Source organism: Mesorhizobium sp. B2-4-3 (genome assembly GCF_006442815.1).
Lineage (GTDB): Bacteria > Pseudomonadota > Alphaproteobacteria > Rhizobiales > Rhizobiaceae > Mesorhizobium.
This window is the reverse complement of the sequence record NZ_VFVL01000005.1, coordinates 169,063-187,285: the sequence shown is the minus strand read 5'-3', so window position 1 is coordinate 187,285 and position 18,223 is coordinate 169,063. Positions and strand designations below refer to the sequence as shown.

The 18,223-nt window shown below is 64.7% G+C and carries 15 protein-coding genes; 5 read left to right on the top strand and 10 right to left on the bottom strand.

All coding sequences use genetic code 11. The features are described from left to right. Positions 1-155 precede the first annotated feature (155 nt). The gene (locus FJ956_RS07970) at positions 156-1,043 is read right to left on the bottom strand and encodes a LysR family transcriptional regulator (protein WP_140673284.1); all 888 of its coding nucleotides are present in this window, start codon (positions 1,041-1,043) and stop codon (positions 156-158) included. A gap of 124 nt (positions 1,044-1,167) precedes the next feature. On the opposite strand from FJ956_RS07970, the gene FJ956_RS30460 reads away from it, so the two are divergent. From FJ956_RS30460 to FJ956_RS07955, 4 genes are read left to right on the top strand one after another with little or no spacing between them, the layout of a single operon-like run. Continuing rightward, complete coding sequence (locus FJ956_RS30460; protein WP_181170088.1) at positions 1,168-1,326, top strand: hypothetical protein; 159 nt, start codon at positions 1,168-1,170, stop codon at positions 1,324-1,326. Beyond that, a complete protein-coding gene (locus tag FJ956_RS07965; RefSeq protein WP_140673282.1) occupies positions 1,323-4,253 on the top strand; it encodes a molybdopterin oxidoreductase family protein in 2,931 nt (976 codons plus the stop codon). The genes FJ956_RS30460 and FJ956_RS07965 overlap by 4 nt, the downstream gene beginning before the upstream one ends. Continuing rightward, positions 4,250-4,984, top strand: coding sequence for a 4Fe-4S dicluster domain-containing protein (locus FJ956_RS07960; protein WP_140673280.1), 735 nt, complete (start codon positions 4,250-4,252; stop codon positions 4,982-4,984). The genes FJ956_RS07965 and FJ956_RS07960 overlap by 4 nt, the downstream gene beginning before the upstream one ends. A 6-nt stretch (positions 4,985-4,990) precedes the next feature. Then, positions 4,991-5,929, top strand: a complete 939-nt coding sequence (locus tag FJ956_RS07955; RefSeq protein WP_140673278.1) for a DmsC/YnfH family molybdoenzyme membrane anchor subunit — start codon at positions 4,991-4,993, stop codon at positions 5,927-5,929. A 3-nt stretch (positions 5,930-5,932) separates the two neighbouring features. Here FJ956_RS07955 and pdeM read toward each other — a convergent pair whose 3' ends face one another. The 5 genes from pdeM to FJ956_RS07930 form a co-directional block, all read right to left on the bottom strand. Next, the gene (gene pdeM, locus FJ956_RS07950; RefSeq protein WP_140673276.1) at positions 5,933-6,649 is read right to left on the bottom strand and encodes a ligase-associated DNA damage response endonuclease PdeM; all 717 of its coding nucleotides are present in this window, start codon (positions 6,647-6,649) and stop codon (positions 5,933-5,935) included. Positions 6,650-6,696: 47 nt separating this feature from the next. Continuing rightward, on the bottom strand, positions 6,697-9,243 hold the full coding sequence (locus FJ956_RS07945) for a ligase-associated DNA damage response DEXH box helicase (protein ID WP_140673425.1): 2,547 nt from the start codon (positions 9,241-9,243) through the stop codon (positions 6,697-6,699). Between the two features lie 264 nt (positions 9,244-9,507). After that, positions 9,508-10,359, bottom strand: coding sequence for an NlpC/P60 family protein (locus tag FJ956_RS07940; RefSeq protein WP_140673274.1), 852 nt, complete (start codon positions 10,357-10,359; stop codon positions 9,508-9,510). A gap of 38 nt (positions 10,360-10,397) precedes the next feature. Continuing rightward, positions 10,398-10,748, bottom strand: coding sequence for a MarR family winged helix-turn-helix transcriptional regulator (locus FJ956_RS07935; RefSeq protein WP_040985896.1), 351 nt, complete (start codon positions 10,746-10,748; stop codon positions 10,398-10,400). 72 nt (positions 10,749-10,820) lie between these two features. Continuing rightward, positions 10,821-12,185: a leucyl aminopeptidase family protein gene (locus tag FJ956_RS07930; protein ID WP_140673272.1), complete on the bottom strand. Its 1,365-nt coding sequence runs from the start codon at positions 12,183-12,185 to the stop codon at positions 10,821-10,823. Between the two features lie 125 nt (positions 12,186-12,310). Here FJ956_RS07930 and FJ956_RS07925 point away from each other — a divergent pair, with 125 nt between their 5' ends. Continuing rightward, positions 12,311-13,138 carry a tetratricopeptide repeat protein gene (locus FJ956_RS07925; RefSeq protein WP_140673270.1) on the top strand — a complete coding sequence of 276 codons (828 nt, stop codon included), beginning with the start codon at positions 12,311-12,313 and terminating at the stop codon, positions 13,136-13,138. A gap of 89 nt (positions 13,139-13,227) precedes the next feature. Here the strand turns inward: FJ956_RS07925 and FJ956_RS07920 are convergent, their stop codons facing one another. The 4 genes from FJ956_RS07920 to FJ956_RS07905 form a co-directional block, all read right to left on the bottom strand. Further along, positions 13,228-14,244 (bottom strand): type II secretion system F family protein, encoded by a 1,017-nt coding sequence (locus tag FJ956_RS07920; protein WP_140673268.1) that lies wholly within the window; start codon positions 14,242-14,244, stop codon positions 13,228-13,230. Positions 14,245-14,257: 13 nt separating this feature from the next. Continuing rightward, on the bottom strand, positions 14,258-15,271 hold the full coding sequence (locus tag FJ956_RS07915) for a type II secretion system F family protein (protein ID WP_140673266.1): 1,014 nt from the start codon (positions 15,269-15,271) through the stop codon (positions 14,258-14,260). A 131-nt stretch (positions 15,272-15,402) separates the two neighbouring features. Beyond that, complete coding sequence (locus FJ956_RS07910) at positions 15,403-16,899, bottom strand: CpaF family protein (RefSeq protein WP_140673264.1); 1,497 nt, start codon at positions 16,897-16,899, stop codon at positions 15,403-15,405. 30 nt (positions 16,900-16,929) lie between these two features. After that, positions 16,930-18,213, bottom strand: a complete 1,284-nt coding sequence (locus FJ956_RS07905) for a CpaE family protein (protein ID WP_181170087.1) — start codon at positions 18,211-18,213, stop codon at positions 16,930-16,932. Positions 18,214-18,223: the final 10 nt, after the last annotated feature.

Here is an 18,223-nt window from a genome sequence, read left to right as displayed (position 1 = left end):
CACTCCACGTCGAAGGTCACGGAATGGATTCTCGGGTCTACGCTCCGCTTCGCGTCGTTCCGCCCGTGAATGACGAAGTTCGGAGGCTTTCGGCTAATCGCGAGCGTTCGCGATGATCAACATGCCAACGACATAGTTCGGGTGCTGTCCCGAGATCAGCCGACCTTTCCACCCAGATGCGCCTTCAGCGCCATCTGGGCGAGGCTCGCCTGGCGGTCGCGGTGCGTGATCATGGCGAAGTCGCGTTTCGGCAGTTCGACCGGCACGGCCCTGAGGCTGCCCTCCGCCAGGGAGCGCGCGACGACGAGCTCCGAGATGATCGTCGCCCCCGCGCCGGCTTCGACGGCCTGACGCACGGCCTCGTTGCTGGGCAGGACGAGGAAAATCTGCAATTCCGCCGGCGGAACCCCCTGACTGAGCGCGAAATCCTCCAGCGCCTCGCGCGTGCCCGACCCGCCTTCCCTGATGATCCAGCGCAAGGCCCTGATGTCGAAGTTTCCCGCCCGCGTCATCGGAATCTCGGGATGCGAGCGCGCGACCACCAGCATCGGGCGGTCCTCATCGACCGTGGCGCGGCGCAGGATGTCGGACTCGGTGCGGCCCTCGACCAGGCCGAAATCGGCGCGGCCGTCCAGCACATTGGTCTCGACCTGCCTGGTGTTGCCGATCGTCACGCTCAGCTTCACAGCCGGATAGGCTTCGTGGAAGGCAGCAAGGCGACGCGGCAGCCAGTAGCTGGCGATGGTCTGGCTCGCCGCGATCGACAGGCTGCCGGCGACGGTCTGCGAGACATCCTCCAGAACGCCGCGGGCAGCGGCGGCGCGATCCAGGACCGCCTTCGCCTCCGGCAGGAAGCGATGGCCAGTCTGCGCCAGTTCGATGTTGCGGCCGACCCGGTTGAACAGGCGCACGCCATGCTGGCTTTCGAGCGCGCGGATGGCGGCCGACGCCGCCGATTGCGAGATGCCGAGACGCTCGGCGGCCTTGGTCATATGGCCGTGCTCGGCGACGGCGACGAAGATGCGCAACTGGTCGAGAGTCATGGTGCAACTAAGAAGCAAAATCGATCGGAATTACAAGAGCTGCTTGTTAGACGCATCAATGGCTTTGTTCTAAGTTTTTGTCGGAAGTTGGAAAAAATTGGTCGTCAGAGACCAAGAGTGGGAAATGATAGGGCGCTTCAAATCCCTGTTCGCGCATTGGAACCGCCGTCTGAAGCGGCAGCTCGCCGGCGAGCGCTATCACCCCGAGCTCCACTATATGCGCGGCCCGGGTCCCAAGACGAAGGCTAAGATGGTGAACGGCAAGAGCGTTCGCGGATCATGAGCAAAGCCGCGCCGCGCGGCGCCAACTCCACCCCCTCGCAGCGGCCGCTGGCCGACAGCCGAGCGCCGGACGAGGGCGACGGCGTCGAGACCTCGCCAAGCATCTCCGACCGCACCGCCAAGACCACCTGCTACATGTGCGCCTGCCGCTGCGGCATCGACGTCCACATCAAGGACGGCAAGGTGCGCTATATCAACGGTAATAAGGACCACCCGGTGAACCGCGGCGTGATCTGCGGCAAGGGCAGCGCCGGCATCATGCAGCATTACAGCCCGGCGCGGCTGAGGAAGCCGCTGCGGAGGACCGGGCCGCGCGGTTCCGGCGAATTCCGCGAGATCGAGTGGGACGAAGCGCTGGCCATCGCCACCGAGCGCCTATCGGCGATCCGCCGCACCGATCCGAGAAAGCTCGCCTTCTTCACCGGACGCGACCAGTCGCAATCGCTGACCGGCTGGTGGGCGTCGAAATTCGGCACGCCCAATTTCGCCGCGCATGGCGGCTTCTGCTCCGTCAACATGGCGGCCGGCGGGCTCTACACGATCGGCGGCTCGTTCTGGGAATTCGGCGAGCCCGACTGGGACAACACCCGATATTTCATGCTGTTCGGCGTAGCCGAGGACCATGATTCCAACCCGATCAAGATTGGCCTCGGCAAGCTCAAGGCGCGTGGCGCCAAGGTGGTTTCGATCAATCCCTGCCGCACCGGGTACAACGCGATCGCCGACGACTGGATCGGCATCCGTCCGGGCACCGACGGCCTGTTCGTGCTGGCGCTGATCCATGAACTGCTCAAGGCCGGGCGCGTCGATCTCGACTATTTGCTGCGCTACACCAACGCGGCGGTGCTGGTCGTGCAGGAGCCGGGGGCCGCCGACGACGGGCTGTTCGTTCGCGACGATGCCGGCAACCCGCTTGCTTGGGACAGGGTTGCGAAGCAGCCGGTCAATGCGGCCGGCCCCGAAGCAAAACCGGCGCTGACCGGCAGCCATGAGGTCGGCGGCCGGCGCTGCGTGCCCGTGTTCCAGCTCATTGCTGAGCGCTATCTCGACGAGACCTACTCACCGGACGCCGTGGCGGGACGCTGCGGCGTCAGCGCGGAAACGATCCGCCGCATCGCGGCGGAACTGGCGCATGTCGCCTTCGAGCAGACGATCGAACTGCCGATCGCCTGGACCGACTGGGCGGGCCGGCGGCACGAGACGATCAAGGGACGGCCTGTCTCGATGCATGCCATGCGCGGCATCTCGGCCCATTCCAATGGTTTTCACACCTGCCGCGCCATCCACCTGCTGCAGGTGCTGCTCGGCACGGTCGACGTTCCGGGAGGCTTTCGCTTCAAGCCGCCCTATCCGCGCCCGGCGCCGCCGGGGCCGAAGCCATGCGGAAAAAACACCCAGCCGATGACTCCGCTCGACGGCATGCCGCTCGGCTTCGTCTGCGGACCGGACGATCTGCTCGTCGACGATGACGGGCGGCCTACCCGCATCGACAAGGCCTATTCCTGGGAAGCGCCCCTCGCCGCGCACGGACTGATGCATTCGGTCATCCGCAACGCCTGGGCCGGCGATCCTTATCCGATCGACACGCTGATGATGTACATGTCGAACATGGCGTGGAACTCGTCGATGAACACGGTCGAGACCATTCGTATGCTGACCGACAAGGACGAGGCGGGCGCCTACAAGATCCCCTTCATCATCTATTCCGACGCTTATTATTCCGAGACGGTGGCGTTCGCCGATCTGGTGCTGCCCGACACCACCTATCTAGAGCGGCATGACTGCATCAGCCTGCTCGACCGGCCGATCAGCCATGCGGACGGTCCGGGTGACGCCATCCGCCATCCCGTGGTGGAGCCGGACCGCGACGTGCGGCCGTTCCAGTCGGTGCTGATCGAGCTCGGCGCGCGGCTTGGCCTGCCAGGCTTCGTCGACGAGGACGGTTCGGCCAAATACCGCGACTATGCCGACTACATCGTCAACCACGAGCGCACGCCCGGCATCGGCCCTTTGGCCGGCTGGCGCGGCAGCGATGGCGGCGCGATCGGTAGGGGCGACGTCAACCCGAACCAGCTGCAGCGCTACATCGACAATGGCGGCTTCTGGCATCACGATTTCTCCGACGACCAGCGTTATTACAAAATGGGCAACCGCGCCTATCTCGACTTCGCCGTCGAGATGGGTTTCATCCCCAAGGCCGAGCCTATTGTCTTCCAGCTCTACTCGGAGCCGATGCAGCGGTTCAGGCTTGCCGGGCGCGGGCATGGAAAAGTGCAGCCGCCGGACGCCGAGCGCGGCCGCATCGAGGCCTATATGGACCCGCTGCCCTTCTGGTATGCGCCCTTCGAGGAAGACGCCGTCGATCTCGAAAAATATCCGCTGCATGCGCTGACGCAGCGGCCGATGCACATGTACCATTCCTGGGGCTCGCAGAATGCGTGGCTGAGGCAGATCACCAGCCAGAACCGGCTGTTCGTACATCACCAGACGGCCGCCAGGCTTGGCCTCGCCGACGATGACTGGGTATGGATCGAAAGCGTCAACGGCCGGGTGAAGGGCCAGATCAAGCTGATCGACGGCGTGAACCCGGACACGGTGTGGACCTGGAACGCCATCGGCAAGCGGCGCGGCAGCTGGGGCCTGAAGGACGACGCGGCGGAAGGCAATCGCGGCTTCCTGCTCAACCACATCATCGGCGACCAGACCGCGGCGAGCGCCAACGGCAAGCGCTATTCGAATTCGGATCCGGTCACCGGCCAGGCGGCGTGGTTCGACGTGCGCGTGCGCATCGTCAAATGCGCGGCCGAGGAAGCCGGCTTCACCGAGCCTCAATTCGAGCGTTTCGCCCTACCGCCGCATTTCGAGCCTTCGCCCGAAGTGCTTCGCTTCGGCGCCGCGTTTCGCATGAAAAGGGAAGCCGCCGAATGACTTGTCTTCCCGCTCGAACCGAGAAAAAACTCGGCCTCGTCATCGACCTCGACACCTGCGTCGGCTGCCAGGCCTGCGTCACCGCCTGCAAGGAGTGGAACACCGGCGGCCACATGGCGCCGCTGACCGACATCGACCCCTATGGCGGACATGTCGACGGCGTCTGGTTCAACCGCGTGCATAGTTACGAGCACACGACGGAACTGGGCGGCCGCACGGTGAACTTCCCGCGCTCCTGCCTGCATTGCGAGCAGCCGGCCTGCGTCACCGTCTGCCCGACCGGCGCCTCCTACAAGCGCGCCTCGGACGGGATCGTGCTGGTCGACGAGGATAAATGCATCGGCTGCAAATTGTGCAGCTGGGCCTGCCCTTATGGCGCGCGCGAATTCGACACCGATGTCGGCGTGATGAAGAAATGCACGCTGTGCGTCGACCGCATCTACAACGACAATCTGGCGGTGGAAGACCGCGTGCCGGCCTGTGTGGCCGCCTGCCCGACCAGCGCCCGGCATTTCGGCGATCTCGGCGATCCGGCTTCGGCGATCTCGCAGCTCGTCGAGGAGCGTGGCGGCGTCGCGCTGATGCCGGAGCTCGGCTACAAGCCGACCAACCGGTATTTGCCGCCGCGCGCCCGCAGCGAGCGCGCGGCGAAGGTCGACGCGCCGGCCCTGGAGCCGATCCGGGCCGAGGGCGGCTTTCTCGGCTGGATAGACCGCATGCTTTCGAACTGACCGATCATGCATCCCGCCGTTTCCGTCGTGTTCTTCACCACCGCCACCGGGGCCGGTTACGGCCTGCTGGCGCTGCTCGGCACGCTTGGCGGGCTGGGGTACATCCCAGCCGATTTCTGGCTGGGCTTTATCGGCATGGGGTTGGCGCTTGGCCTGATCGCGGCCGGATTGCTGTCATCGACCGGCCATCTTGGCCGGCCGGAGCGTGCCTGGCGCGCCTTCTCGCAATGGCGCAGCTCCTGGCTTTCGCGCGAAGGCGTGGCCTCGGTCGCTACCTTCGTTCCTGCTTGTATGTTCGGCATCGGCTGGGTGTTTCTCGGCCGCAACGGCAGTTGGGTGGCAGCCGCCGGCCTGGTGGCGGCGGCCGGCGCGGTGGTGACGGTCTGCACGACCGGCATGATCTATGCTTCACTCAAGCCAATCGCCCAATGGCACAGCCGCTATACTTTGCCGGCTTATCTCATTTTCGCAGCGATGACCGGAAGCGTTCTCGCCAACGCTTTGCTTCAGGGGTTCAAGCTGGGTTCAACGGCGGTGCTGCTCGCGGCTCTGCTTGCCACGCTCGCCGGCTGGGCCTGGAAGCTTGCGACCTGGCGCTACAATGACCGGTTGGAGATCCCGACCACCCCCAACACGGCGACTGGCCTCGTCGGCGGCACGGTACGGTCTATCGAGTGGCCGCACACGGAAGAAAACTATCTGCTGAAGGAAATGGGCTTTCGCATCGCGCGCAAGCACAGCGCCAAGCTGCGGCGGATCGCGCAGGCGCTGGCCTTCGCAGGGCCCGCCATCCTGCTGGCTATGGTGTTCTTCCTGCCATGGCCTTTGGGGGCGATCGCATCCGTGCTCGCAGCCGTCGCGCAGCTTGCCGGCATGCTGGTCGAGCGCTGGCTGTACTTCGCCGAGGCGAAGCACACGGTCACGCTCTATTACGGCAGGCAGTGAGTTTCAGCCTGGCCTCAGCATCGAGCCGGAAATAGCGAAGATGCGTTCGGCGCCCAGCATATAGGCCATCAGCGTTTCCAGCCGAAACAGGCCGGCATAGGCGCGGTCGAGCACGTTGAGCGAGCCGGTATAAGCGCCGAAGGCCGGCATGATCATGCGGCCGCCATCGCCGGCGAAGCAGCGCCGCCGGACCGAGCGGCCGCGCTGGACGATGCGCGCGCAAGGGTGCAGATGGCCTGCGATCTCGCCTTCGACCCGTAGCTTCGACGGCTCATGGCGGAAGAGCAGCGAGCCGATGGCGAGTTCCCGCACGGTCTCGCCCGGCAGGTCGGCTGGCGCATCCGGGTCGTGGTTGCCGGCGACCCAGAACCAATCGCGGCCGGCCATCATCGCCTCCAGGTGCTCGCGGAAGCTCTGGTGCATGCGCTCGGCGCCGCCGCCATCGTGGAAGGAATCGCCGAGGCTGACGACGATGCGCGGCTGGTAGTCGGCGATGATCGCCTGAAGCCGCAGCAAGGTCGCGCCGGTGTCGTAGGGCGGGATCAGCGCGCCGCGCCTGGCGAAGGACGAGCCTTTTTCGAGATGCAGATCGGAGACCGCGAGCAGCCGCAGATCGGGGAAATAGAGCACGCCGCGCCGGTCGCAGACCGCGCGCTCGCCGGCTATGCCGACAAGGTCGGCCTCGGCGATCAGCGTTGCGCGTGACAGCGAAAAATTCATCCCCTCTCCGTCCTCATCCGTTTCATGCAATTCCGGACGGAAAACCGCTACACACTCTTCCTGGAATTGCTTCCATGCCCTGAGCCCATCGCCTCTTCGACCAGGTCGGCGGCTTCCATCAAAAGCGTGTCGTTGGCGCCGCCATTGACCGATTCCTTGCCGATCTCCAGCATCACCGGCACCGCCAGCGGCGAGATCTGGTCAAGATGCTTATGCATGATTCGACCGCGCACGCGCGAGAGCATCTCGCCAAGTCTGCTGACATCGAGCAATCCGGCCGAGGCGTCGGCGCGCGTCGCCTGCAGCAGGATGTGGTCAGGTTCATGGCTGCGCAGCACGTCGTATATCAGATCGGCCGAGACTGTCACCTGGCGCCCGCTCTTTTCCTGGCCGGGGTAGCGTTTCTCGATCAGTCCGGCAATGACGGCGCAGGTGCGGAAGGTGCGCTTCAGCATCCAGCTCTCGTTCAGCCAATCCTCCAGATCATCGCCCAGCATATCCTCGTCGAAGAGCTGACCAAGCGATGGCTTCCTAGCCTTGAACGAGGCCGCCATATCGTCCAGCGCCCATACCGCCAGCGAGTAATCGGTGGCGACGAAGCCCAGCGGCCTGGCATGGGCGCGCTCCAGCCGGCGGGTCAAAAGCATGCCGAGCGTTTGGTGCACCAGCCGTCCCTCAAAGGGATAGGCGACCATGTAATGGCGGTTGCCGCGCGGAAAGGTCTCGACCAGAAGGTCGCCGCGCTTCGGCAGCACCGATTTCTCCTGCTGGATCCGGAGCCAGTCGGCCACCTGCTCGGGCAAGAGTTTCCAGCGGTCGCTGTCGGCCAGCATGCCGCGCACCTGTTCGGCAAGATAGGTCGAAAGCGGAAACTTGCCGCCGGCATAGGACGGCACGATGATGTTGGCGCCGGCGCCATTGGAGACCACGCACTCGTTCTCGCGAATGCCTTCGAAGCGCAGCACCTTGCCGGCGAAGAGAAAATTGTCGCCCGGACGCAGCGTCTCGGCGAAATACTCCTCGATCTTGCCGAGCACCGGCCCTCCGCGCCCCGCCATGCCCCGGCCCTGGCGGACATAGCGGATATTGAGTTCCGGCATCTCGACGATGGTGCCGACATTCAGCCGATATTGCTGCGCGACGCGCGGGTTGGAGACGCGCCACAGCCCATCCTTGTTGCGGCGGATGCGGGCATAACGCTCGTAGTTCCTCAGGGCGTAACCGCCGGTGGCAACGAAGTCGATGACGCGGTCGAAGGTCTCGCGCTCCAGCGCCGCATAGGGGGCTGCACTTCGCACCTCCTCGAACAGAAAGTCGGCGTCGAACGGCCCGCCGCAAGCGACACCCAACACATGCTGCGACAGGACGTCGAGCGCGCCCTTGATCAGCGGCGGGGTGTCCTGCGCGCCGAGATAATTGGCGTCGAGCGCGGCGCGGCATTCCAGCACTTCGAAGCGGTTGGCCGGGATCAGGATCGCCTTCGACGGTTCGTCCATGCGGTGGTTGGCGCGGCCGATGCGCTGCGCCAGACGGCTCGCCCCCTTCGGCGCACCGACATGCACGACCAGATCGACATCGCCCCAGTCGATGCCGAGATCGAGCGTCGAGGTGGCGACGATGGCGCGCAGCGCATTGTCGGCCATTGCCTTCTCGACACGGCGGCGCTGGCCGACATCGAGCGAGCCGTGATGCAGGGCGATGGGGAGCGAGTCCTCGTTCGCCCGCCAAAGCTCCTGAAACAAAAGCTCGGCCTGGCTGCGTGTGTTGACGAAGAGAAGCGTCGTGCGGTGCTGTTTGATCGCCTCGTAGATCTCTGGAATGGCGTAGCGGGCCGAATGGCCGGACCATGGCACGCGCTCGCGCGAGTCGAGGATGGAAATGTCCGGCTTGGCGCCACCGGCGACGGTGATCAGCCCCGCCATGGTGCCTGGTGGGTTCTGGGCAACCAGCCAGCGCCGCAACTCGTCCGGCTCGGCGACCGTTGCCGACAGGCCTATGGTCTGCAGTCCGGGGACATAGCTGCGAAGCCGCGCCAGGCCAAGCGCCAGCAGATGGCCGCGCTTGGAGGTGACCAGCGAATGCAATTCGTCGAGCACGACATAGCGCAAATCCTCGAAGAAGCGCCGGGCATCGCCTGCCGCGATCAGAAGCGCGAGTTGCTCGGGCGTGGTGAGCAGGATGTCGGGCGGCGCCAGTTTCTGCCGCTGGCGCTTGTGCGAAGGCGTGTCGCCGGTGCGCGTCTCGATGGCGACCGGCAGTCCGATCTCCTCGACCGGCTTGCCGAGGTTGCGCTCTATGTCGACGGCTAAAGCCTTGAGCGGCGAGATGTAGAGCGTATGGATGCCGCGATGCGCCTGGCCGGGTTTTCGCTTCGGACGGTCGGCCAGCTCGGTCAGCGACGGCAGGAAGCCGGCCAATGTCTTGCCGGCGCCGGTCGGCGCGATCAGCAGCACCGATTGGCCGCTTTGCGCCTTTGCCAAAAGCTCGAGCTGATGGGCGCGCGGCGACCAGCCCTTTTCGCCGAACCATCTGACGAAAGGTTCGGGCAGCAGGACGGCGGCATTCTGCTCGGCGAGGCGCGGCTGCTCGGTCACGCGCAAGAGGTAGCGCGGCGGCAAGCAATCGCCAAGGAAAATCGGAACAAAAGGGGATCATTTTCCCTTCTCCCCTTGTGGGAGAAGGTGGATTGCCGCGAAGCGGCAAGACGGATGAGGGGTGTTCCAGCGGAGTGAGACGCGGGGGCTTGGGACGACGATGAAGCTTGGCGCCAAGCTACCCCTCACCCGGATTGCCATCCGATTTGCGAAGGGCAAATCGGGGCAATCCGACCTCTCCCACAAGGGGAGAGGTAAAGGGCTCTACGGCCGCCTGAACCCCGTCGGGCCGCCATAGAGATAGCCGATGCGCTCGACCGCCTCCTTCAGGCCTTCGCGCGAGACCAGCATGGTGTGGCCGTTGGCGTGGATCATGTCTTTTGCGTCGGTCATAACAGCCACATGGCCTTTCCAGAAGACGAGGTCGCCGCGCCGAAGTCCTGAATAGTCCGGGCCCGGCTCGAACGGCGTGCCGACCGATGCCGCCTGCATGTCGGAGTCGCGCAGCACTTGCCTGCCGGCCATGCGCATTGCCAACTGCACGAGGCCGGAGCAGTCGATGCCGAAGCCGGAGGCGCCGCCCCAGAGATAGGGCGTGCCGAGGAAGTTTTCGGCGACGGTGACGTAGTCCTCGGCCAGTTCGGCGATCGGCCGCAGATGGCCGGCGATGATCGCTTGGCCTGACGGCAGCAGCGCATAGTGTGTGCCGCGCGTTTCGGCCGAATCGGTCACCGTAACGGTCGACCCCATCGACAGCTGTCCGCTGATCGGAAAGCGCAGATCCGGTCCCGGATAGAGGAAGGTGCGCGGCACGGAGACGATGTGGGTCGGCGCATGGTCGCGCGCGCCAAGGAGATTGTCGGCCACATAGCCGACATAGCCGTCGCGTTCGGCCTGCACCCAAGCCCAGCCTTCGGCATCCTCGAACACCAGCACGTCGTCGCCGAACAGCGCCTGCGTGTTCACACCCGCATCTGGGCGCGGCGCCTTGCGCAGGTCGGCGACCGAGGCCATGATCCGCGCCGGGCGGCCGGTGACGAAGCGATCGGCGGCGACCTCGCCCTTCAGCCTCGCATCGGCAAGGTCGGAGCGGAAGGCATGAAGGCGGGCATCCATGGCGGTCAAATCGATAAATCCAGTCGTCAGCAATGAGGTCAGATGGGCAGTTCGTGCGCCCTGGCGACGATACCATCGCCGAAGCGCTCGACAAAGAGCGCACCTTCCACCGTGCGCCGGATCAGCACGTTGCGCTTGTCGAGTTCATCGCGATGGCGCGAGACCAGCTTCAGCGCTCCCATGGTATCAAGGGCGCGGGTGATGACCGGCTTGGTGACGTTGAGCTTGGCGGCCAGCCCGCGCACAGTGTGGGGCGGCGGATCGAGGTAGATGGTGAACAGGATCGCCGTCTGGCGCATGGTGAGATCGGGCTCACCGTCGCGCACCTGGGCCAGCATCACCTGCTGCCACAGTCGCAAGGCCTGGCTCGGGCGCATCGAGATCGACATCGCCCAAGCATGCCGGCAAATTGTTTCGGTTCCGTTTCAGTGACGGGTTTTCCGCCGACTTGGTCTTCTGGCCTAGGCAAATCGCTGCGTAATTATCCGCTCCAGCGCACGAATGCCTTGCGCTTCGCCGCCGGTCAGGCCGTAGGGCCGGTCGGCCGGGTTCCAGGCGAAGATGTCGAAATGCGCCCAGCTGTGAGTCTTCTCGACGAAGCGTTTGAGGAAAAGCGCTGCGGTGATCGATCCGGCAAAGCCGTCCGTCGTCACATTGTTGATGTCGGCGATCTTCGAGGAAAGCTTCGCATCGTAGGGACGCCACAAAGGCATGCGCCACAGTGGATCCTCGACCGCGACCGACGCCGCGGCCAGATCGGCGGCAAGCGTCTCGTCGGCGGTGTAGAAAGGCGGCAAATCGGGCCCCAGCGCGACTCGGGCGGCACCGGTCAGCGTCGCCATGTCGATCAGCAAAGCGGGCTGTTCCTCATCGGCCAGCGCCAGCGCGTCGGCCAGGATCAGCCTGCCTTCGGCGTCCGTGTTGCCGATCTCGACCGTGATGCCCTTGCGGCTGCGCAGCACGTCGCCGGGCCGGAAGGCATTGCCGGCGATCGAATTCTCGACGGCGGGGATCAGCACGCGCAGCCGGACATTGAGTTTCGCCGCCATGATCATGGAGGCAAGGCCCAGCACATTGGCGGCGCCGCCCATGTCCTTCTTCATCAGAAGCATGCCCGACGACGGCTTGATGTCGAGGCCGCCGGTATCGAAGCAGACGCCCTTGCCGACCAGCGTCACCTTCGGCGCGTCGCCCGGTCCCCAAGTCATGTCGATCAGCCGCGGCGCGCCGGTGGAGGCCCGGCCCACGGCGTGGATCATCGGGAAATTGCGCATCAGGAGATCGTCGCCATGGATCACGGCGATATCGGCGCCATGGCCGACCGCCAGCTTTCGGGCGGCTTCTTCCAGCTCGACCGGACCGAGGTCGCTGGTCGGCGTGTTGACGAGGTCGCGCGCCAGGAACACGCTGTCGGCGACACGGCGGACATACGCGGCGTCGGCGCCTTCGGGAAGCGCAAAGCGCAGAGCCTTGCCGGGCTTCTTGCCGTAGCGTGTAAAGACATAGCCGCCCAGGACAAGCGCGAGCGCCGCGAGTTCGGGCTGCGCCGGGCCCGACGCGAAATGCCAGTCGCCTTCCGGCAACGCCCTTGCGAGCGCGCCGAGGGCAAGGGTGCTGTCGCCGTCGCCGATACCGAACAGCGCGCCGGCAAGGCCGCCACCCTCACCCGGCAGGACCAGCGTGCGTCCTGCCTCGCCGGAAAAACCGTTGGCCCTCGCCCAGGCGACGGCGGAGGGCGGCGGCGCCGCCGCTTCAAAGGCGTCCTTCGCCACCAGATAGACAGGCAAGGCGGCTTCCGGCTTCTGCTCGACGAGCTCGACAGGCATGCGATGATCTCCGGCCGAACAGTTCGAGTCGGCGCTTCTTAACGGTCCGTTAGGGTTAACAGAATATTTCTGCCGGAGGGAAGACGGCCAGCCAATGGCCGCACAGGAATGGAGACCGGGCGCCGATGCCGACCGAAGCGTTGAACCTTACAGCCAAGCGTCTGATCACCACGGCTTTCATGGCGGCGCTGGCGGCCAGCGTGGCCGGTTGCGGCAGCACCAGCAAGTTCACCACGGGTTCCATCTCCCGCTCCGACAGCAGGCCGCTGGAAACGATGTCGTCCGGCGAATTGCGTACCGCCACGTCCAGGCTCGGCCAATCCTACGCCCGCAGTCCGAACGACAGGCGCATCGCGATGAACTTCGCCGCGGCGCTGCAGATGGACGGCGACGCCGACCAGTCGCTGGCGGTGATGCGCAAGCTGGCGATCGCCTATCCCAAGGATCGCGAAGTGCTTGCGGCCTATGGCAAGGCGCTTGCCGCCAACGGCCAGTTCGAGCCAGCCCTCGATGCCGTGCGGCGCGCGCAGACGCCCGAATATCCGGACTGGAAGCTGGTTTCGGCGGAAGCCGCCATTCTCGACCAGATGGGACAGAAGGACGAAGCGCGGCAGGACTATCGCAAGGCGCTGGAACTGAAGCCGAACGAGCCCTCGGTGCTGTCCAATCTCGGCATGTCCTACGTGCTCGAGGGCGACCTGCGCACGGCCGAAACCTATATGCGCTCGGCCGCGCAGCAGCCCGGCGCCGACAGCAGGGTGCGGCAGAACCTGGCGCTGGTCGTCGGACTGCAGGGCCGCTTCGACGAGGCCGAGAAGATCGCCTCTCAGGAGCTGTCGCCCGAGCAGGCGCAGGCCAACGTCGCCTATCTGCGCCAGATGCTTGCCCAGCAGAATGCCTGGAGCCAGCTCAAGGATCAGGACAAGGGCAAGGCGAAGGTCGCCACGAACTGACCCGACGCTGCCAAGCGCCGACCGCTTCGACAATGAAAAAAGCCGCGCGGGGATCCGCGCGGCTTTTTTCATTGATGCGAATGGCCCGGCTACTGGCTGGAGGAGCTGTGCTGGTCGCCGAAGATGCCGCGCTGGCTGACCTGGATGCCGGCCGGACCCAGGATGATGGCGAAAAGAACCGGCAGGAAGAACAGGATCATCGGCACGGTGAGCTTTGGCGGAAGTGCGGCGGCCTTCTTCTCAGCGGCGTTCATGCGCATGTCGCGGCTTTCCAAGGCGAGCACGCGCAGCGCGTGCCCCACCGGCGTGCCGTAGCGTTCGGCCTGGACCAGGGCCTGCGACACCGACTTCACCGATTCCAGGCCGGTGCGGCTTGCCAGGTTCTCATAGGCGATCTTGCGATCCTGCAGATAGGACAGCTCGGCATTGGTGAGCACGAATTCCTCGGCAAGCGCCACCGACTGCGCACCGATTTCGTCGGCAACCCTGCGCATGGCCGCTTCCACCGACATGCCGGATTCCACGCAGATCAGCATCAGGTCGAGCGCGTCCGGCCACGCCAGCTGGATCGACTGCTTACGCTTGGTCGCGCGGTTGTTGACGTAGAGGATCGGCGCGTAGAAGCCGCCATAGGCGACAACGACACAGACGAACAGCTTGATGGAGGCCGGCTGCTGCGGCAGGCCGCCCAACACGAACAGATAGACGGCCGCCAAGGCAAAGCCGACGAATGGCAGGACGAGGCGGAAGAACAGGAAGCGCGTCAGCGGGTTCTGGCCGCGAAAGCCGGCGACCTTGAGCTTCTGGACGGTGTTTTCGTCGGCAAGAGCGCGCCTGAGATCCAGGCGGTCGACGATGTTGCGCATGCCGATGGACTGCTCCTCGCGCAGGCCCTTGCGACGGCGGTCGGCCTCGTTGGCCAGCCGCGCACGCTGCTCGGCGCGCAATTTGTCGCGCTCGAGCGCCACGCTCTTCATGCGCGACTTGAGCGACGTGGCGCCGAACGCCGGCATGAGTGTGAAGACGGTCGCAAAAACGGCAATGCCGACCAGCATCGCGATCAGGAAAGAAGGGTCGGTGAGTGTTTTGACAACCTGCTCTGTCACTGGATCCGCGCCCCTACACTTCGAAGTTCATCATCTTGCGCATCACCAGGATGCCGATCGACATCCACACACCCGAGCAGCCGAGGATCAGGTTGCCGACATTGGTGGTGAACAGCGGCATGATGTAGTTCGGGCTCGACAGATAGACGAGGAAGGCGACGACGAAGGGCAAGGCGCCGATGATGACGGCGGATGCCTTGGCTTCCATAGAAAGCGCCTGGACCTTGGCTTTCATCTTCTTGCGGTCGCGAAGGACGCGTGAAAGGTTGCCCAGCGCCTCGGACAGATTGCCGCCGGCCTGCGACTGAATCTGGATGACGATGCCGAAGAAGCCGGCTTCGCTGCACGGCATCGTCTCGGACATGCGCATGGCAGCGTCGGGCACCGACATGCCCATCTGCTGGGAATCGACGATGCGGCGGAATTCGGACCGGACCGGTTCGGGCGATTCGTTGGCGATCAGGCGGATCGCATCGTTGAGCGGCAGGCCGGACTTGACCGCGCGCACGATGATGTCGAGCGCGTTCGGAAATTCTTCCAGGAAGGCCTTGACGCGACGTGTGCGGCGAAACGACACGAACCAGCGCGGCAGGCCGAGGCCGCCCACCAGCAGGGCACCGGGCAAAGCCCATAGAGGCGCGCCGAGGAAAAAGAGAACGGCCGTCAGGATGATCCCGCAGACAGCGGAATAGATATAGAAACGCTCGATCGGAACCTGCATGCCGGCTTGGCGGATCTGAACCTTCAGCGGCGGTTTCTTGACGTTGCGATCGTTGGTCTTCTGTTTCTCGTCGAGCTGCTTCAGCGAGTCCTGGACGTTTTTTCGCCGCTTGACCGCTTCCGCTGCACGGTCGCGCGTCGCTTTCACCACCGACCGGTCGGTTTCGGCTGTCTTGACGGTCTGAAGCCGCTTGCCGGCCTGCTTCTCGTTGTCGATGCGCGTGAACAGAAAAGCATAAGCCACCGCGCCGGCGCTGAAGCCGGCAAGCGCGATGAAAGCCAGTACGGTGGTGTCAATTCCGAACATCGACCGGGGCCCCTACACCTCCAGATGCGTTAGAGCGGGATGCGTTAAATAGATGTCGGCATCCCGCTCTATCTGTTTGTTTTAGCCGCATTTCTGCGACGCCAATTGATTCCACTTGGCTGCAAAATGCTCTAGTCAGCGCGTTTCTCCATCGCCTCGAGCGCGGTGGCGAGGCGCTGCTCCTCGCCATAATAGCGGGCGCGGTCCCAGAAATGCGGGCGGCCGATACCCGTCGACACATGTTCGCCGACCAGCCGGCCGCTCGAGTCCTCACCCTTGATGTTGTAGAGGACAAGATCCTGGGTGATGATGACATCGCCTTCCATGCCGACCACTTCGGTGACGTGGGTGATGCGGCGCGAGCCGTCGCGCAGACGAGCCGCCTGGATGATCACGTCGATCGAGCCGACGACGATCTCACGCACCGTGCGCTGCGGCAGCGAGTAGCCGCCCATGGCGATCATCGATTCGATACGGTTGAGGCATTCGCGCGGGCTGTTCGAGTGGATCGTTCCCATCGAGCCGTCGTGGCCGGTGTTCATCGCCTGCAAAAGGTCGAACACTTCCGGTCCGCGCACTTCGCCGACGATGATCCGCTCGGGCCGCATGCGCAGGCAGTTCTTGACCAGGTCGCGCATGGTCACCTCGCCCTCGCCCTCCAGATTGGGCGGCCGGGTTTCGAGACGGACCACATGCGGCTGCTGCAGCTGCAGTTCCGCCGAATCCTCGCAGGTGATGACGCGCTCCTCGCGGTCGATATAGTTGGTCAGGCAGTTGAGCAGCGTCGTCTTGCCGGAGCCCGTGCCGCCCGAGATGACGACGTTGCAGCGGACGCGGCCGATGATCTTGAGGATTTCCGCGCCCTGCGGCGAGATGGCGCCGAACTTGACCAGCTGGTCCAGCGTCAGCTTGTCCTTCTTGAATTTGCGGATGGTGAGCGCGGTGCCGTCGATCGACAGCGGCGGCGCAATGACGTTGACGCGCGAGCCGTCTGGCAGGCGCGCATCGCAGATCGGGCTCGATTCGTCGACGCGGCGGCCGACCTGGCTGACGATGCGCTGGCAGATGTTGAGCAGCTGCTGGTTGTCGCGGAAACGGACGCCGGTCTGCTCGACCCTGCCGTTGACTTCGATGTAGACGTTCTTGGAGCCGTTGACCATGATGTCGGCGATATCGTCGCGGGCAAGCAGCGGCTCCAGCGGTCCATAGCCCAGAACGTCGTTGCAGATGTCCTCGAGCAGCTCTTCCTGCTCGGAGATCGACATTGCGAAGTTCTTGATCGCGATGATGTCGTTGACGATGTCGCGGATTTCCTCGCGTGCGCTCTCGGGATCGAGCTTGGCGAGCTGCGACAGGTCGATCGTGTCGATGAGCGCGGAAAAGACCTGGCTCTTGGTGTCGTAATAGGTTTCCGAGCGCTCGCGCTGGACCTTTCTTGGCGGCTCCGGCGCCATAGGCGGCGGCTCGACAGGACGGCGCGCGGGCGGAGCGGCGGGCGCGCTGGAGGTCGGCGCAGCCGGCCGCTCGGCCGTCATCGTCCCCGTCGAAGCGGGCGCGGCGGGAGCTGCCGGCGGACGGAATTCGGGCGTTGCCCGGCTGCCGTCGTCTTTGCCTCTTTTACCAAACATGATCGACTACCCGATGCCGCTCAATCAGCGTCACTTCTTGTTGCGCGAGAGCTTGCCGAGGATCGAGCCCAGGCCTGCCTTCTTCTTTGCCTTGATTTCGCTGCGTCCGGTCAGCACATGCGCTATTTCATTGATGGTGGTGACGACCGGGCTCTTTGCGTCCATCTCGCTCAGCATACGGCCGTTGTTGGCGGCATTGCCGAACAGCAGCGGTTCGAAGTTGATCACGGCCATCGGCGTGATGCCGAGCGGTTCGGCGAAATCGGACGCCGCGATCTCAGGCCGTTTCGGTACCCCCGCCTGGTTGATGATCAGCTTCGGCGGCGGATCGTTCGGACGCAGCCGCTTCAGCATGTCAATCATGTTCTTGGTGTTGCGAAGATTTGCGAGCTCGGGCGTGGCCGTGATGACGATCTCGTCCGCCTTGATCAGCGTGTTCTTCGTCCACCCGCTCCAGACGTGAGGGACATCGAGGACCAGCAGAGGCGCGCTGCGCTGCGCTGTCTCTATGATCTGCGAGAAGGCCTCGGAGTCGAAATCGTATACGCGCTCGAGCGTGGAGGGAGCCGCGAGCAGCGACAGATGCTCGGCGCATTGCGCAAGCAGACGGTCGAGATAGACCTCGTCGACCCGCTCGGGCGAGAACACCGCCTCGGCGATGCCTTGCGCCGGATCCTGATCGAAATTGATGTTGGCGGTCCCGAACGCGAGATCGAGATCGGCAATGACGACTTCGGACTTGAACAGCGAAGACATAGCCCAGGCGACATTGTGAGCGATGGTCGACGAGCCGACGCCGCCCTTGGCGCCGATGAAGGCGATCGACCGGCCAATCGGTTCCGCTTCCGGATCGACGAAGATCGACGACACGACGCTGACGATGTCGGTCATCGAGACCGGCGCGATGACATATTCGGAAATGCCCGACCGGATCAGCTCCCGGTAGAGCCCGACATCATTGTAGTGGCCGATGACCACCACCTTGGAGGACGGATCGCAATATTCCGCGAGTTGGCCGAGTTGTTCGAGCAACTGCTGCGGTTCGCTACGCGATTCCAGCAGGATCAGGTTCGGTGTCGGCGCGGACTGGTAGAACTCGATCGCGGTCGGGATACCGCCCATATGGACCTTGAGATGGGCCTTGGCCATCCGGCGATCCTCGCCGGCGCGCTCGACGGGATTGGCGACCCCCTCGGTCTCGCAGAAGGCCTGGATCGAAATGCGCGGCACGGGACGCAGCGCCTGCATGGCGGCGATGTCCTGCTGCGAAAGGTCGCCGGTTTCCGCGGGCGTGTCGTAGGCAAGATTGCTCATCGTCATGCTC

Bases quoted from the DNA above. Each gene is read 5' to 3' on its own strand.
- FJ956_RS07970 (WP_140673284.1), bottom strand. From the start codon at position 1,043: ATGACTCTCGACCAGTTGCGCATCTTCGTCGCCGTCGCCGAGCACGGC.
- FJ956_RS30460 (WP_181170088.1), top strand. From the start codon at position 1,168: ATGATAGGGCGCTTCAAATCCCTGTTCGCGCATTGGAACCGCCGTCTG.
- FJ956_RS07965 (WP_140673282.1), top strand. From the start codon at position 1,323: ATGAGCAAAGCCGCGCCGCGCGGCGCCAACTCCACCCCCTCGCAGCGG.
- FJ956_RS07960 (WP_140673280.1), top strand. From the start codon at position 4,250: ATGACTTGTCTTCCCGCTCGAACCGAGAAAAAACTCGGCCTCGTCATC.
- FJ956_RS07955 (WP_140673278.1), top strand. From the start codon at position 4,991: ATGCATCCCGCCGTTTCCGTCGTGTTCTTCACCACCGCCACCGGGGCC.
- pdeM (WP_140673276.1), bottom strand. From the start codon at position 6,649: ATGAATTTTTCGCTGTCACGCGCAACGCTGATCGCCGAGGCCGACCTT.
- FJ956_RS07940 (WP_140673274.1), bottom strand. From the start codon at position 10,359: ATGGATGCCCGCCTTCATGCCTTCCGCTCCGACCTTGCCGATGCGAGG.
- FJ956_RS07935 (WP_040985896.1), bottom strand. From the start codon at position 10,748: ATGTCGATCTCGATGCGCCCGAGCCAGGCCTTGCGACTGTGGCAGCAG.
- FJ956_RS07930 (WP_140673272.1), bottom strand. From the start codon at position 12,185: ATGCCTGTCGAGCTCGTCGAGCAGAAGCCGGAAGCCGCCTTGCCTGTC.
- FJ956_RS07925 (WP_140673270.1), top strand. From the start codon at position 12,311: ATGCCGACCGAAGCGTTGAACCTTACAGCCAAGCGTCTGATCACCACG.
- FJ956_RS07915 (WP_140673266.1), bottom strand. From the start codon at position 15,271: ATGTTCGGAATTGACACCACCGTACTGGCTTTCATCGCGCTTGCCGGC.
- FJ956_RS07910 (WP_140673264.1), bottom strand. From the start codon at position 16,899: ATGTTTGGTAAAAGAGGCAAAGACGACGGCAGCCGGGCAACGCCCGAA.
- FJ956_RS07905 (WP_181170087.1), bottom strand. From the start codon at position 18,213: ATGAGCAATCTTGCCTACGACACGCCCGCGGAAACCGGCGACCTTTCG.